The sequence below is a fragment of the Oscillatoria sp. CS-180 genome (assembly GCF_028330965.1).
Taxonomy (GTDB): domain Bacteria; phylum Cyanobacteriota; class Cyanobacteriia; order Phormidesmidales; family Phormidesmidaceae; genus Halomicronema.
Genome location: NZ_JAQMUB010000071.1, coordinates 76417 through 92143, shown reverse-complemented (window position 1 = coordinate 92143; position 15727 = coordinate 76417). Strand labels below are relative to the sequence as shown.

The following is a 15727-nucleotide window of genomic DNA, read 5'->3' as shown; positions in this document are numbered from 1 at the left end:
CAGTGAGCGCTCACTGCGATGGCCCCTGCGGTGTTTATGACCCCTCTTCTGCTCGTGTCGCAGCTGAGGCCGTTGTCTCGATGACGAAGAAGCTTCTAGATCTGGAATCTAAGCCCGGCGATCCGGCTTACGAGAATACATTCTCCCGCTACGTTGCCATCAAAGAAGAGCAAGCTCAAATTACTAAAGATGAATTGCTCATTCTATGGACTGACTACTTCAAGCCTCAGCATCTAGAGCAGTTTCCTGACTTACATGACACGTTCTGGAAGGCAGCTAAGCTCTGCTCTGCTTGTAAGGTTGAAGTTAGCTCTCAGCACGCACAAGAGCTAATGGATGCCGTTCAGAAAATTCACAACATGTTCTGGGCTACTAAGAACCGTGATGTGACCTGGTACACCGCTAGCTAGTTTTGCTTAGCTTGAGTTTTATAAAAGGGCGATCGCACCTCAATCGCGATCGCCCTTCTTCATGCAATGTTGTCAGTGTGGTGGCTTAGCTTAAGACAGTTGAAAATGCTAAAGATCACACTCTGGTCAAGAACTCAATCATCTAATCCTTCAGGAAGCTGCTACAAGGAACTATACCGGCATGCACTTGATCAAGACCCCATTCCCTATTCCCTGTTCCCTTAAGACACTGAGATGTACTCGATCAAGCTGCACAGGGCCGTAATTCATCCGTCTGCCTTCCCCCTGCACTGAATGTCTGTCCCGTTGCCCCACGCGACCTATCGTGAGATTGCCCTCTGGTTCCTGCGCCGCTATCGTCGGTTTCGGGTAACTGGGCCTTCAATGCTGCCGTGCCTTACTCCTGGACAAGAGGTTCTGATCAATCCGGTGGCTTACGTTAACAGCACTCCGCAAAGGGGTGACATCGTAATTGCAAACCATCCTCATCGCCAAAACTTGCGTATCATCAAGCGGGTTGATTTTGTGGATTCCGACGGCGAGTGCTATCTGAAAGGCGATAATCCTAATGCCAGCAGCGACAGCCGCCAATTTGGTCTAGTTTCTAAGAATCAACTACAGGGCAAAGTCATTTGCCTCTTTCCTTAACACCTTCTATTCCTGCCAATGCCCAATCCAACTTCTTCCTCTACTGTCACTATTAGCTCTGCCACTCCTGATGATGTTCCAGCCATTTTTCAGCTGATTCATGCCCTTGCAGACTATGAAAAGCTCGCTCACGAAGTCGTTGGCACTCAAGAGAATTTGGCACGGCATTTGTTCGGCGATCGCCCCTTCGCCGAATGTCTGTTAGCCCGAGTGGAGGGAACGCCTGTCGGATTGGCCCTGTTCTTTCACAACTATTCAACCTTTCTGATGAAGCCAGGAATTTATCTGGAAGATTTGTTTGTGCTGCCCGACTATCGAGGACGAGGAATCGGCAAATTGCTCCTGCAACACCTCGGCAAAATTGCTGTCGAGCGCGACTGTGGGCGATTGGAGTGGAACGTACTGGACTGGAATGAACCCGCGATCGCGTTCTACAAAAAAATGGGCGCCCAAATCAAACCAGAATGGCATCTCTGCCGAGTTACCGGAGAAGCCTTGAGTGCATTGGCAAGCCTCTAAAGTCTCGTGTTTTTGGAGCGTCTTTGACGGTGTGATGCAGGATGAAGGCAACCTACCTTTCTGAATAGGCTCATCCCATACAATAGCGCTATTGTGTTTAGTGTAATTCGAGGGATCGGTTCTGTTCTGGACGTCACCCATATAGCCCAACAGTTAGCCTTGGCAAGTGTTTCAGGCTCTCCTCTTTTGGGTAGTTTCTGGTTTGATCTCATCGCACTGGCTGTGCTGATTGCGCTGTCGGCCTTCTTCTCAGGATCAGAAACAGCCATTACTGCTTTAGACAATCTCAAATTGCGATCGCTCATTCAGGAGACAGGCGATCCAGATCGAGTTTTTACGTTGGTCTTAAAGCAGCGGACTCGATTCGTCATTACGTTGCTGGTCGGAAATAATTTAGCCAACAACATTGCCGCTATTCTGACAAGCAATCTATTTGCTGCCTGGTTTGGCAACGCCGGATTAGGAATTGCAGCGGGCATCATCACGATACTGTTGCTAATTTTTGGTGAGATTACACCCAAGTCATTGGCTATCAGCAATGTATTGCCCTATTTTAGACTCTCAGTTAGGCCCGTCTATTGGATATCGCGCCTGCTTTCCTGGCTATACGTCATTCCGATCCTAGAAATCTCGACTGCCCGCATTGTTCGGCTGTTTCAAAGTGGTCAAAAGCAGCCCACGGAGTCCGTTAAGGATCTCCAGCTTTTAATCGATATTTTGGGAGGACACGGCAAACTCGATCTGGATAAAAGGCAGCTTCTCAGCGGTGCTCTGCGATTAGATGATTTGCAGGCACGTGACGTAGTCAAGTCTCGGATTGATATGCAAACCATTTCTCAGAATGCAACGCTGAGTGAGTTGGTTCAGCTTTGTCTAAAAACAGGTTATTCACGGATTCCAGTTCAGGAAGCTTCCAAGGATCAAATCGTCGGAATCGTGAACCTGAAACGAGCGCTACAGGAATTGGCTAAGTGTGAGGAAGCAGGACAAAAAGACGGTGCTGTCACTTTAGCGATGGGGCCTCCGTTTTATGTACCAGAGGGGCAACCCACGGCCATTCTGCTCAAACATCTTTTACAACAGCGAGTCCATATGGCGATCGTGGTGGATGAGTACGGCGGTACGGTTGGCTTAGCAACCCTCGAAGATATTCTGGAGGAACTGGTGGGAGAAATTTATGATGAGAGCGATCGCCCCACACGCCATTAGATTACAGACCAGGAAGTTGTCCAGTTGGTCGATTCGTTAAAAGTATTTGGCTTGCTAGTCTAAAATTCCAAATCTTTCAAGCTCATGCTATGGCTTTAGCCATCTAGGCTTGTGCATCCCATAGCATCCACGTGCTTAGCCCATAGCCCGATGGCTCGCCGTTTTGTTGATGGAAACGGCGACGGCTATAAAACTCTGAACAACCGTAAAAAGCTTCCTGAGCACATCAGAAAATCCGATGGGAGACTAACGGCAATGAACTCTATCGTGATCAAGATTTTCAGTTATACCCCAATTACGTTTTTGTTAATTTTTCAGTTATTTACGCAAGCTCGATCTAAAGCCTCTCAAGTTGACACAGCGCCAGTTCCATCTGCATTGCTCCAATCATCCTCAGAAGAGAAAAGGAAACAAACAGAAACAACACCAACGATTACAGTCATTTATACTCCTGCAGAAACCCCAAGAGGCCAGGAAATACAGGGGTTGATGGAGCGAACGCAAAGTTTTGAGCAGCTTACAGCTGGGTTGAACCAGGTCTTATCGCTACCAGAGCCGCTGACTCTGAATCAAGCAGAGTGTGGCATGGTGAATGCCTACTACTCTCCGGCAGATCGTCAAATCGTGATGTGCTATGAGCTGGTCGATTACTTTTTGGCTTTATATACTGCTGAGGCTGAGATTGACCCCAATGCTCCCCCTCCAGAAATATCAACGGTTGGAGCATTGGGCTTTGTAATGCTGCATGAGTTAGGCCATGCGCTCATCGATATCTTGGATGTTCCAGTGTTGGGAAAGGAAGAGGATGCGGCTGACCAATTTGCCACCATTATCCTATCGATGTCAGATATTGGTCAGGTTGCTGCTGAGTCTACCGCAGTTTGGTTTTATACCAGTGCACAGCAGCAGGACTATGCCAATATTCCCTACTGGGACGAGCATTCCTTGGATATCCAACGCTTTTTCAATGTTATCTGCATGCTCTATGGTGGTTCTCCTGAAACCTATGGCGGCTTGATGCAAGAACTAGGTGTCTCGGAAAGAAGAGCAGAATTATGTCAGCAGGAGTATTTTGCAGCTTGGGAAACTTGGAAGGTTGTGCTGGCACCCCATGTAACGCCCCTTGAACAATCACAGTGAAAGGCCAGGCAACAGTTATCGTTGCCGGTCGATGATTCAAAGCCTTCTTCGTCAGTGTTCTCGCTTATCGAAGAAGGCAACTAAAACAAACGTTGCGATCGGGCCAAGCAGAAATCCTAGCAAAAACCAGTTGCCACCACTGCGATTTTTGCCCTGCGCGATTCCAGCCGTAATCAGCGCTAGGGTTCCCCAGCCTACGGCATAGTTCTGCGAGTTATCCATTGATGGACTCTACTCTCTGCTTCAATGCTTGATTAAAGGACAAGAATTCAGCTTCAAGGACAGCACGGCTCATGTCCAGGACATCGGCTGCCATGCTGCCACTGAAAGTTTCACTGTTGATAAGTCGAGTTTGCTGAGAGTCTAATGCCTGCAAGTCGAAGCGGTGAACGCCTTCAAAAATATCTGGCTCACCCCCGCGCCAACTGAGCATTGCAGGGGCCTTAACTTCCACAATCTCAGCGGTAAAAACGCGCTCCTGAAACGTTTTTGGGGCAGCACATACGCGGATTTGCACACCTATTTGCAAACTAGCTGGAACAGGCTCAATTTGAAAGGCTGTATTCCAAATTTTATGATCAGCAAAATTTGTCAGGACTCGCCAAACGCCAGCACGAGGAGCACAAATGTCAATCGACTGAGCGATCGCAAGCGAATCTTCCAAAGATGTCTTCATGCTCTAAAACCCTATGGTTGTCAGCTTCTGACGCCATTATTCGCGCTTCAGTACGATTTCAACATCACCCAACCGGACAAAGCTTGTTCGGCGAATTACAGACTCCATGACTCAGGAGATGACGAATTTTATCCAACGCGATCGCCGCAGCAGATTGCTCAGAGCAAAGCATACAGGTGTCCCCACAATTGTGACTAGAGTGAACTTAGCCAGAGGGGCGATCGCCAGAGGAACGACCAGAAACTGTAGATAAAGAACGACCAGTAGATGAATTAAGTACACACCATAAGCGTTAGCAGACAGCAGTCTCGACCACGAAGAACGAACATTGCATCGTTCGCGAAAGAGGACGAGCAACCCTAGACAAAGACCAACACAGATCGTTGTTTCCCAGCCGCTCCAAATTAAAGCACGCCAACCAAATCCCCCGCCTGCAATAAGATCAGGAAGCGCAAATCGAGTTCTGGTCAGGCTGTAACCATAGCGCAGCAGTCCTGCTCCCAGACCAATGCTCAGCCAAGTTAGGCCTCGCCTTGTGGGCATTTCCCATAGCCAATTGTGGCGATAGGCCAGGATGCCAAGGATAAACAGGCTAACGTACTGAGGAAAATGTGCTATCTCAATCGGCAGCATACCAAATAGATGCACCCAGCGATCAATTGGGTACTCGATGCGTACGAGAAACGTTGTCAGGCTCAGTGCCACTCCGTATCCAGCAATAAGTCCATGTCCTGGTGGCTGTCGTGTTTGCCAAGCTTTGTGGCGAACGATCTGCCGCCATAGACCGTAGACCACGGTGTAGACCAGCAGATGGAGTAAAAACCATAGATGGGCTACTTCGATTTCGCGTTGTTTCACATAGACCTGTAAGAAGATCCAAAAGGAAACTGAAGGTTGGGTAAGGACATAGAGAACGGGTGGAAAAACAAGGAAAACAAAGAAGAGGACAGGGATTCCTAATCGTCGTAAACGGCTCTGAAGGAGTTTTTTTGCGCCCTTGCGATCGCACGCCTCCGGCAAAAAATAGCCTGAAATAAAGAAGAATAGTCCCATAAAAAATGCTGCATTTACAGCAAAAAAGGGGCCTAAAATAACAGCCCGATCCGAATTGAAGAGAGGCCATTCACCTCCAGTGGGACCATAGGGTTGAGCCGCATGGTGGGCTACGACGAGCATTGTTAGAAACACCCGTAGGTTGTCCATAAAGATTAATCGTATCGTGGGTGCCCCGCGCATTTTTGAATCTGTAGACTGACATTTCCTATTCGCATTGGCAGACGCATTTTCAGGACGTTGGGTATGGTGAAGGTATCGTCAACGACCCCTCACTACGACTCTACTGTTTGTGACGGTTTAACACTCGCCTACGGAACAAAACAGCCCGAAAAGGACCAGTTGGGTGAGTCCAGATGGGTTAGTAAAGTTGATTAGCAAATCACCTTAGTTAATGTGTTTTCTTGGCTTCCTTCCAGTTTTTTCAATGTCACTGTCTGCAAAACATGAGCGTTCACCTTGCGCGAAGATTGATATTTGAACACTCAAAATAAGTTCACAAGAGAAATTGTCAAGTCTCTGAGGTCAGAGCTTTGCGGTGTTTAGTGATTCAATACATAGGTTAGGTCTATCTTCTAAGCAATGCAGCCCACGTTCAGACGCACGATTTCTCTAAAGAGGCCGCGATCGCGACCTCACTGGTTCAAATATGTTTGGTTAGCAAGTGTCGTGGCGACGCTCATTGTCCTCTCGGTCAATGTGTTGTGGCCGAATCGCTATTTTGCTCCGTGGCTATTTGGCGAGGGGGTCTACAAAGTACAGACCACAGAGAAGATCGTGGCGCTAACCTTCGACGATGGGCCAGATCCGCGCTACTCCGCACAAATTGGTCAGATTTTGGCAGACGCAGGAGCAAAGGGGACCTTTTTTGTGATGGGTCGCCATGTTGAACAATACCCCGATGTTGTACGAACTTTGATAGAGCAAGGCCACGAGCTTGGCAATCATACCTGGAGTCATCCCAGCCTGCGAATGATGACTCCTCAGGCCATTCGAACGGAATTGGAGTCCACGGATCAGCTGCTGCGAGAATTGGGATATACGAAGACCATTCCCTTTCGCTCGCCCTATGGTCACAGTCTTTTCATACTGCCCCACGTCCTAAAACAGCGTCAGCAGCCTAATGTTCTGTGGACCGTGCAGATGAACGATTGGAAGCCTGAAGATCCTGACGTCATGATGGACCTGCTAGCACCCGAGTTCGAAAACGGTGCCATCATTCTTATGCATGATGGTGATGGTGAGTCTGAGGGAGCTGATCGCAGCAATACAATCCTTCTCGTACAGCGCATCCTAGACAAGTATCAAGCGCAAGGATATCGATTTGTCACCGTTTCCGAACTTTTAGCCAACGGACGCCCACAGCGCCGCCAGTAGCGGTTTACCGCTGTTTCTTAACCTGGTCTTGATGGACGGCTTAACCGCGATCGCTCTAGATTGTTACGGAAAAGGGTAATGCTCTCATAAATGTCTTATTACAAAGATGAAAGGGTAATATTCGCTTCAATTTTCAGGTAATTTTGTCCACAGTAGTTATAAGGATTCGCCACCATGACGACTTTCCCCATCGATCTCAGCACCTACAAACGTATTACGCTCGATCCATCTGTTTCTACGTTGACCGATGAGCAGCGGGCTGCTTTGAAAGACAATATTGAGCTGTGCCGGGCTGCGATCGTTTTCTTCACAGCGACAGGTGCTGCCCGTGGCGTCGGCGGACATACTGGTGGTCCTTACGACACTGTGCCTGAGGTCATGATTCTAGACGCGATTTTCCGAGGAGGTGGAGACAAGTTTGTCCCCACGTTCTTCGATGAAGCCGGCCATCGGGTCGCAACTCAGTATTTGATGGCAACGCTAAATGGCGACTTGCCCGCAGAACAGCTGATGCAATATCGCGCAGCCAACGAGAAACTTCCTGGGCACCCCGAGCTAGGCTTGACTCCTGGCGTCAAATTCAGCTCGGGTCGTCTAGGCCACATGTGGCCCTACGTAAACGGTGTGGCTCTGGCAAATCCTGGCAAGACCGTGTTCTGTTTAGGATCCGATGGCGCACAGCAGGAAGGTGATGATGCTGAGGCCGCACGTTTGGCTGTCGCTAATCACATCAACGTCAAGCTGCTCATCGACGACAACGACGTCACCATTGCGGGCCATCCCTCTGAATATATGGGCGGCTTTAGCGTCAAGAAAACATTAGAAGGCCACGGATTGACTGTCTTAGAAGGCGACGGCGAAGATTTAGACGGGTTGTATGCCAACATCTGCAAGGCTATCAACACGCCAGGACCTGTAGCCATTATCAATAAGCGGGCGATGTCCGTCGGTATCGACGGTATCGAGGGCACCACCCATGGTCACGATGTTATTCCTGTTGATGCAGCGCTTAAGTATTTGGAGAACAAGGGCTACACTGATGCCGTCACCGTTCTCAAGGGCATTGAGAAACCCAAAAATACCTATCAGTTCTCAGGATCCTCGGATAAGCTTGGCTCCAACCGCAACGTCTTTGGCGAATCGGTTGTCGAAATCCTCGGCAAGATGAGCGAAGAGGACCGCAAGAACAGCGTTCTGGTTGTAGACAGCGACCTAGAAGGATCCTGTGGCTTGAAGCAGATCCGAGCGGCTCATCCTGAAATTTTCATCAGCGGTGGTATCCAGGAACGCGGTAATCTGTCAGCTGCCGCAGGCTTTGGCATGGAAAAGGGCAAGCAGGGCATCTTTGCCACCTTCAGCGCCTTCTTGGAAATGTGTATTTCTGAGATCACGATGGCCCGGCTGAATTTCTCCAACCTCCTCTGTCACTTCTCCCATGCGGGAATTGATGACATGGCAGACAATACCTGTCACTTCGGGATGAACAACATGTTCGCCGATAACGGTCTCGACGACAGCTACGAAACTCGCCTCTATTTCCCTGCCGATGCAAATCAGATGCGAGCAGTCGTCAAGGCAGTCTTCAACGACCCCGGAATGCGTTTCATCTTTTCAACTCGCTCTAAAGTGCCTATGGTTTTAGATACCGATGGCAACGAGCTATTCGGCGGTGACTATACCTTCACACCCGGTAAAGATGAAGTCATCCGCGAAGGCTCCGCAGGCTACATCATCACCTTCGGTGACTCGATCTATCGAGCACTGGATGCCGTTGAGCGTCTAAAGCAGGAGGGCATCGAAGTCGGTTTGATCAACAAGGCAACACTAAACGTTGTGGATGAAGACATGATGGCGAAGGTGGGTCAGGCTCCCTTTGTCCTCGTGACAGAGTCTTTCAACCGTCGCACAGGCTTAGGTAGTCGCTTCGGTTCTTGGCTGCTGGAGCGTGGCTATACGCCGAAGTTTGCCTACATTGGCACTCACGAAGAGGGCTGCGGTGGTCTATGGGAGCAGTTCATTCATCAGGGAATCGATCCCAATGGCATCATGGCAAAAGTCAAGGAACTGATTGACTAAAAGTGACGCAAGGCAAGTTGAAGTCATCTTGTGAATGAGGGTTAAGACCGTTGGGTTCTCTCCTGAAGGACACAGTCAGCCCTCACAAGGCTCTATCCAATAGTTAGGACTTACGCATAGGCCCCCTTGGCATCCTCCAATTTTAGGGAACGTCGAATCCGACATCCCTTAAAATTGGGGGATTGAGGAGCCAGAATCGGATTCAACGACGTCAGCTCTAATCAATTCAATTCCAGAAAAGTTTGGGTGGACACAACGCTTTAGCCATTTAGACTTGTGCACCCAACTGCATCTAGGTGTTCAGCCCATAGTCCAACGACTCGCCGTCTTGTCCTAACGAAATTAGCGGCGGCTATAACTATTGTTCGCCATAGATAGGCCTCTATTGTCACATGTTGCAGCGTTTCAAGATTTGCAAGGGTGTATTGCGTTTCTTAGCTGCCTACTAGACCTCCACAGCACTATAAAAGTAAGTTGCCATTCAGAGTTAGCTATGTCTAAGGAAAACGCCCTTGAATTCCTCACGCAGGCTGCTGACAGTTCTGCACTGACTGAACAGGTCAAAGAGGCCGATCAGAAAGAGGAAATTGTTGATTTAGCCAAGCAACATGGTTTTGAATTTTCGGAGGACGATATGAAAAAAGCGGTTCCTGTGGTCCAAGAGAAGTCTGGCTTTTTTGGTGATATTGCCAAGGCCATCATAGAGTTATTTGCACCTGCCCATGACGACTATCCTGCAACCGGGGCGCAGCCTTATACCGGTGAGCTGAGCCGGAAGCACTAGCGACCATCATCCTTCGGATTGGATCCCTAAATTACGAATGCCCTGTAGCAAGCGGTCTGCTTCTGCAGGGTTTGTTTGTTGATAGAGCGCGATCGCCCTCCTGAACGCCTGAATGCTTTCCGGTAGCTGACTCAACTTGAAAAGGGTCACTCCCATGTTTTGGTAAGCTACGGCGTAATTGGGCTGAATGCTGACGGCCTTTTCGTAGGCAGCAACAGCCCCTTCCAAGTCTCCCTTGCCTCGGCGAGCGACACCCAAATTGAAATGGGCTAGCGCAAAATTGGGTGCAGCAGCAGTCGCTTTCTCAAACTGCTCAATGGCTGCGCGGTAGTTTTTGCGAGCCTGTAAAAGGCTGCCCAGGTTAATGTAAGCACCGACCTTGAGAATTTCAGGAACGGGCTGCATAAGAGCTTTACTGTAGTGATCAACTGCGATCGCGGGCAATCCAGCCTGTCGATAACCTAACCCCAGATGATAATGAAGTTCATAGAGCGTAGACGGATCCACCTGATCAGCCCTTAGTCCTTGCTCTAACAGTGATCGCCCCTGCTCCCAATTCCCGGCTGTACTGTAAAGTGCTCCCAATTTATTGCAAATGTAGGCGTCATGAGGATGCTCTGCTAGGTAAGCCGCCATGATGCGCTCAGCCCGAGCAAACTTACCACGCTGAGAGATCGCATCGGCCTCATATCCCGTATGGTCAATCACCACTTGGGGCCAAGTGACAACCTGCCAATGGGGTTCACGCTGCATAATGGCATTAACGCTGTCATCGATTGATTCGTGGTACGGGCGGGTGAACTGAATATCGGGCCGCCTTCTGAATAAGCGAGACACTTCCGTATAGGGGGACTGATCGGCATTCACCTCATGGCGCAGTAGATTGACCGCCAACACATTGTCCAGTCTGTATTGGCCGAGTTGATGGCCAGACCGAACTTGTTGAAGCAAAGTACGTCCAGCATCGGTGAGGGTTTCATCGGCATCGAGGACCAAAACCCAATCTCCGCTTGCTTGGGTCAAAGATTGGTTACGGGCTGCGGCAAAATCCTGCTGCCATTCAGTGGACTCGACTGTAGCGCCATGTTGTTCAGCGATCGCGATCGTTTCATCCTGTGATCCGGTATCTAGCACAATCATTTCATCCACGCAGCCTTCAACACTATTCAGACAGCCCGGCAAGTTGTCGGCTTCATCCTTGACGATCATGCAAAGGGAAATGCTCATGGGTAGTTGTGAATCGATGGAAAAGCGCGGAAAGAGATGAAGGACGGTTTTGAGTTTTGGGTTTTGGGTTTTGAGTTTTGAGTCTTGAAGTTTGTCTTCGCAGGCTAATTCTAGTCCTTAAATGCTGAGTCTTGATGCCTGAAGCCTCAGGTTGGCGTGGATTCTAGTCGACGACAAGGAGTCTCTTCTTGGCTTCTAGCAAGGCGTGTCGAACTTGTTCGAAGCCCGTGCCGCCGAAACTTCTACGGGCAGCGACGACTTGTTGGGGGGCGATCGCATCGTAAATATCAGTTTCGAAGGCAGGATGCAGACTTTGCCATTCCTGAAGGGAAAGGTCTTTGAGGAGTTTGTTTTGATCAAGACAGTGCCGCACGACCTGTCCAACGAGGTTGTAGGCTTCTCGAAAAGGAACCCCCTTTGCGGCTAGGTAATCAGCCACATCCGTCGCGTTAGAGTAGTCGGTTGTGACAGCAGTGGATAAGCGCTGAGGCTGAAACTGAATCCCCTGCCGCAGCAGGATTGTCATAGCCTCTAGGCAACCCTGCACCGTTTTGACCGTATCGAACAGGGGTTCTTTGTCTTCTTGCAGGTCTTTGTTGTAGGCCATTGGCAGGCCTTTCATCATGACGAGCAAGCTTTGAAGATGCCCGAAAACTCGTCCCGTCTTACCGCGCACTAGCTCGGGTACGTCAGGATTCTTTTTTTGAGGCATGATGCTAGAGCCGGTAGAGCAACTATCGGTGAGCTTAACAAAGCCGAACTCGTCGGCAGCCCAAAGGATTATTTCTTCAGACAGACGAGATAGATGCATCACAATCAGGCTCGCGGCAGCCGTGAATTCGATCGCAAAATCGCGATCGCTAACACCATCCAAACTATTTCGATAGACCGCTTCAAATCCCAATAGCTCTGCGGAATACATGCGATCAATTGGGAATGGAGTGCCGGCCAAGGCGCCGCAGCCGAGGGGAGAAATATTGACTCTGCGACGCACATCCCCTAATCGCTCCCAATCACGCTGAGCCATCTCAACATAGGCTAGTAAGTGATGAGCTAAACTGAGGGGTTGCGCCCGCTGCAGGTGTGTATAGCCCGGAATGACCGTTTCAACGTGCTGCTCGGCATGGCCCAACAAAGCCTCCTGAAAAGCTCGTAGTTGTTCGCGAATACTATCGAGTTGCTCTCGCAGATAAAGACGGATGTCAGTCCCCACCTGATCGTTACGTGAACGAGCCGTATGCAGCTTTTTGCCAACATCACCCACAATTTCAACAAGGCGATGTTCAACGGCGAAGTGAATATCCTCATCATCTACGGAAGGATTAAAATCTCCGGCAAGGTATTCCTGACGAATGGTTTCGAGGCCACTGACAAGTTGCGCAGCCTCCTCTGGACTGATAATTTCCGTCTTGGCCAGCATCTTCGCGTGTGCTTCGGACCCTCTGATGTCTTGTTCGATCAGCTCAATATCGAAGCCAATGCTAGCGTTAAAGGCCGCGATCGCGGGATGCAGAGCTGATTCAAAACGTTGACTCCAAGCTTTAGGACCTGAGGAACTCACTAGAGAAATACCTTACTCAATCAATCAGAACCTTCCTAGAATGCCACGTCTACTTATAGGTTGTAACCCCACGCAGTAGATAGCCCAAAACAAATCCAATCAGGAGTGCCCAAACCTGACCCGATTGGACAAACGTGTTCACCGCATTGCCTAAATCACCGAGGACATCTTGATCAAACTGTTGGGCCAGAATCATAGAGGTGTTTTGTCGGACTGAGAGATTGGTTTCAGGCAAAAAAGCAGACGGGGTCAGCGTTCCCTCAACGAGATCGGGTAGTTCAATGGGTAACAGAGACACTTCTAGTTTCATGATGGAACCCCTTGCATAGCATGATGCTATGAATTGAAGCACACCTATCGCCTTGAAAGCGCATTTCTACCGATTTTTTGATTCAATAACCCACATTTCAGGCTACCAGTTCAGTAGTTCTGCTTGGATTTCCTGGCTTTTGGCCTCATTCATCGGCTGGATGGCATAACCCAAGTCTTATCTTTGGCTGAAGAGATTGAGCTGTAGCTCTGGCTTCACGCGCATGACGACTAAGGTCACGTCATCTTCGGTGTGGCGATCGCGTCCCACAAACCGCTGCAACATCTCAAACAAGTAGTCCAAGATTTCATCGGCTGAGTTGCGATTACGGCAGGCCCATTTGAGGGCGTTGATCAAATTATCTTCGTCCATACGTTCGCCCTTGGAGTTAGCCGCGTCCGTGAATCCATCGGTGTAATAAAGGATGGTATCGCCAGGCTGAAGTTGGACTTGTTCCTCGTAATAGCAAGTATCAATGTCTAGACCCAACAGCATACCAACGGTGTCGAGGCGAGTAACCGTATTGCTCGCAGCTCGCCAAAGCAGTGGCGGATGATGAGCCGCGTTGCTGTAAGACAGCACTCTATTTTTGGGATTGTATTCGCCATAGAACAGAGTTACAAAACGGCTAGAATTTTCCAAATCCGTGTGCATGACATGGTTCAGATGATGCAAAATCTCTGCCGCAGAGAAGCTGTGCAGCACCTCTGCTCGCAGCATCCCCCGCAGCATCGTCATAATCAGACCCGCAGGCACTCCTTTACCCATCACGTCTCCGACCGCGAAGCTCCAGGGTGAGAGCGCCGACTGCCGCGAATCAGGGTGACGAATTTGGTCATAACTAGTAGGGATGAAATCGTAATAGTCGCCACCTACCTTGTTCGCAGTACGACACTGCGCAGCAAGATCAATCCCGTCAATTGACGGAAAAGTTCGTGGTAAGAGCTGAAGCTGGATTTCTGCGCCAATTTCGAGTTCCCGTCCCATGCGCTCCTTCTTACGAAGCGCCACGGTCAACTCTTCATTCTCGATCGCAACGGCGGTTTGATCAGCAACTAAACGGACAAGCTTCTGACGAGTTTCTGTCCAAGCGTAATCGTCCTCACGACTGAACACATAGAGCCGTCCTCGCTCCATGTTCTTGACGATGATAGCGGTCCCGAAAATCTGAAAATCGCTGCCCAAGTAGCGGTGCACATAGCGATCAAGAGAAAGCATCATCGTCCGAGCAATCTCAATCGCGCTGCCAGAGGGCGAAAAGGATTCAGTCACCTGACGGGTTGCCGCTTCCAACGCCATCCTGACTTCCTGACAATGGGTATCGCTCTGACAGTGCAGCCGCTCTAATCGAACTTGTCCATCAGGACGGAATAAAACGAGTGCGCCGCCGCTAGCATCCGTAACCCGGCTCGCAATCATGGGAATCAATTCTAGGAACTGATTTAGGTTATTTAAGCTGCGAAGGGCAAAGCCCAGAGAACTCAGCAAATCTTGAATTTTGAACTGCTCTCGCTGTAGACGAGTAACCAGTTCCTTCATGGCAAACACAGGGGTTGACTCTGGTCTAGTGTCTTGACCAGAGGTGTCTGAAGATGAACCTGGTGGCATAGGCAGGGCGGTCATAGATACTCCAGAAGCACGGCTGTGTTCGTACTCACTTTCTGCCCTAGTGAGCTTATTGGGGATTAAGCATAGCATTCCTTGCCAAAAGTGATCGCCTTAATGTAGAGAGCTAATTCTTACACCTTTGATAGATTTCCACGCTTAGGTGACGTCCTTTGCTGTCAAGATAAAAGTAAGGGTGTCGCTGCGTTTCACTGACATGGGGCAATAGCCCTCAAATATTGGTTTGTGCTGAGGAAATCGTTACAAACAAATCGAGGAACTGCCGCCCAGATTGCTCTTACCCAATGGCATTTCCACAGTAACGGGCAACAAACTGGAGCGCTGTATCCAAGCTGTCAGTTTGCTGTGGATAAGGGATTGCAGGACGTGCTAGGCGAATAAGACGAATGCCTAAAGCTGATGCGATCACCTGTTTCTGGGCCTCTCCTCCCGGTTGTCCCGATGCCTTTGTCACCACTTGAGTGATCTGCCACTGCTGCCAAAGCGCTTTCTCCAAAGCAGGACTGACCGGAGGCCTCAAGGCGATAATCCGATCCGGACTAAAGCCGGCATCCAAAGCAGCTGACAAGGCTTGAGGAGAGGGCAAGATACGGGTGAACAATACGCCTCGTTCCTGCCAAGCTCGAAATTCAGACAGCATTCGATAGCCCAAGGTCAAGAGGGTTCGTTCGTTTTCTAAATAGTTCCCAGCGATTAGATCAGTCCGTTGGGCTAGGCTTACATTCCCTGGACGCCCTTGACGATCGCACCAGTCCTGTCCTGAAGTTGGTAGTGCTGCCCGCTCGTAGCGTAGATAAGGCAGTTGGTATTGACGGGCGAGAGCGATCGCTAGCTGAGAAATTTCAGTCGCAAACGGATGCGAAACATCCAAAATAGCCTCTATACCATGGACTTGAATAAAGGAATCAGCGTCATCTGGCTGAAGCTGGCCTATCCAGAGATTTTGATCCGGCAGTTGGGGATACAGATGACGAGCAGCCTCCGTAGTGATGCTGACGAGGATAAAAGGAGAGACATTTGATCCCATCTCCTGTAGCTTTTCCACCAGCCAACGGCTTTCTTGAGTTCCCCCAATGAGCCACAGCCGAAAGGGGAATGGCACATCCAACAT

The 15727-nt window shown here is 49.6% G+C and carries 16 protein-coding genes; 8 read left to right on the top strand and 8 right to left on the bottom strand.

Annotated features, from left to right (window positions below):
• Positions 1–2 precede the first annotated feature (2 nt).
• The 5 genes from sodN to PN498_RS17475 all read left to right on the top strand — a co-directional run bounded on the left by sodN (position 3) and on the right by PN498_RS17475 (position 3926).
• Positions 3–410 (top strand): superoxide dismutase, Ni, encoded by a 408-nt coding sequence (gene sodN / locus PN498_RS17495; protein ID WP_272064341.1) that lies wholly within the window; start codon positions 3–5, stop codon positions 408–410.
• A gap of 294 nt (positions 411–704) precedes the next feature.
• Positions 705–1058: a nickel-type superoxide dismutase maturation protease gene (gene sodX / locus PN498_RS17490; protein WP_272064339.1), complete on the top strand. Its 354-nt coding sequence runs from the start codon at positions 705–707 to the stop codon at positions 1056–1058.
• Positions 1059–1076: 18 nt separating this feature from the next.
• Positions 1077–1577 (top strand): GNAT family N-acetyltransferase, encoded by a 501-nt coding sequence (locus tag PN498_RS17485; RefSeq protein ID WP_272064337.1) that lies wholly within the window; start codon positions 1077–1079, stop codon positions 1575–1577.
• A gap of 93 nt (positions 1578–1670) precedes the next feature.
• A complete protein-coding gene (locus PN498_RS17480; RefSeq protein WP_334312266.1) occupies positions 1671–2786 on the top strand; it encodes a hemolysin family protein in 1116 nt (371 codons plus the stop codon).
• A 150-nt stretch (positions 2787–2936) separates the two neighbouring features.
• Positions 2937–3926: a DUF4344 domain-containing metallopeptidase gene (locus tag PN498_RS17475; protein ID WP_334312265.1), complete on the top strand. Its 990-nt coding sequence runs from the start codon at positions 2937–2939 to the stop codon at positions 3924–3926.
• Between the two features lie 51 nt (positions 3927–3977).
• On the opposite strand, the gene PN498_RS17470 is transcribed toward PN498_RS17475, so the two are convergent.
• The 3 genes from PN498_RS17470 to PN498_RS17460 form a co-directional block, all read right to left on the bottom strand.
• On the bottom strand, positions 3978–4148 hold the full coding sequence (locus tag PN498_RS17470; protein WP_272064335.1) for a hypothetical protein: 171 nt from the start codon (positions 4146–4148) through the stop codon (positions 3978–3980).
• Positions 4141–4602, bottom strand: a complete 462-nt coding sequence (locus PN498_RS17465; protein WP_272064333.1) for an SRPBCC domain-containing protein — start codon at positions 4600–4602, stop codon at positions 4141–4143. The genes PN498_RS17470 and PN498_RS17465 overlap by 8 nt, the downstream gene beginning before the upstream one ends.
• Positions 4603–4713: 111 nt before the next feature.
• Positions 4714–5805 carry an acyltransferase family protein gene (locus tag PN498_RS17460; RefSeq protein WP_272064331.1) on the bottom strand — a complete coding sequence of 364 codons (1092 nt, stop codon included), beginning with the start codon at positions 5803–5805 and terminating at the stop codon, positions 4714–4716.
• Between the two features lie 432 nt (positions 5806–6237).
• On the opposite strand from PN498_RS17460, the gene PN498_RS17455 reads away from it, so the two are divergent.
• The 3 genes from PN498_RS17455 to PN498_RS17445 all read left to right on the top strand — a co-directional run bounded on the left by PN498_RS17455 (position 6238) and on the right by PN498_RS17445 (position 9892).
• On the top strand, positions 6238–7032 hold the full coding sequence (locus PN498_RS17455) for a polysaccharide deacetylase family protein (RefSeq protein WP_272064329.1): 795 nt from the start codon (positions 6238–6240) through the stop codon (positions 7030–7032).
• 174 nt (positions 7033–7206) lie between these two features.
• A complete protein-coding gene (locus tag PN498_RS17450) occupies positions 7207–9108 on the top strand; it encodes a transketolase C-terminal domain-containing protein (RefSeq protein ID WP_272064328.1) in 1902 nt (633 codons plus the stop codon).
• A gap of 493 nt (positions 9109–9601) precedes the next feature.
• Positions 9602–9892 carry a Nif11-like leader peptide family natural product precursor gene (locus tag PN498_RS17445; RefSeq protein ID WP_272064326.1) on the top strand — a complete coding sequence of 97 codons (291 nt, stop codon included), beginning with the start codon at positions 9602–9604 and terminating at the stop codon, positions 9890–9892.
• 6 nt (positions 9893–9898) lie between these two features.
• On the opposite strand, the gene PN498_RS17440 is transcribed toward PN498_RS17445, so the two are convergent.
• The 5 genes from PN498_RS17440 to PN498_RS17420 all read right to left on the bottom strand — a co-directional run bounded on the left by PN498_RS17440 (position 9899) and on the right by PN498_RS17420 (position 15727).
• On the bottom strand, positions 9899–11119 hold the full coding sequence (locus PN498_RS17440; protein WP_272064324.1) for a tetratricopeptide repeat protein: 1221 nt from the start codon (positions 11117–11119) through the stop codon (positions 9899–9901).
• A gap of 163 nt (positions 11120–11282) precedes the next feature.
• On the bottom strand, positions 11283–12680 hold the full coding sequence (gene argH, locus PN498_RS17435) for an argininosuccinate lyase (protein ID WP_272064322.1): 1398 nt from the start codon (positions 12678–12680) through the stop codon (positions 11283–11285).
• 49 nt (positions 12681–12729) lie between these two features.
• On the bottom strand, positions 12730–12990 hold the full coding sequence (locus PN498_RS17430) for a hypothetical protein (protein WP_272064321.1): 261 nt from the start codon (positions 12988–12990) through the stop codon (positions 12730–12732).
• A gap of 177 nt (positions 12991–13167) precedes the next feature.
• Positions 13168–14613, bottom strand: a complete 1446-nt coding sequence (locus PN498_RS17425) for a PP2C family protein-serine/threonine phosphatase (protein ID WP_272064319.1) — start codon at positions 14611–14613, stop codon at positions 13168–13170.
• 280 nt (positions 14614–14893) lie between these two features.
• On the bottom strand, positions 14894–15727 hold the full coding sequence (locus tag PN498_RS17420; RefSeq protein WP_272064318.1) for a cobalt-precorrin-6A reductase: 834 nt from the start codon (positions 15725–15727) through the stop codon (positions 14894–14896).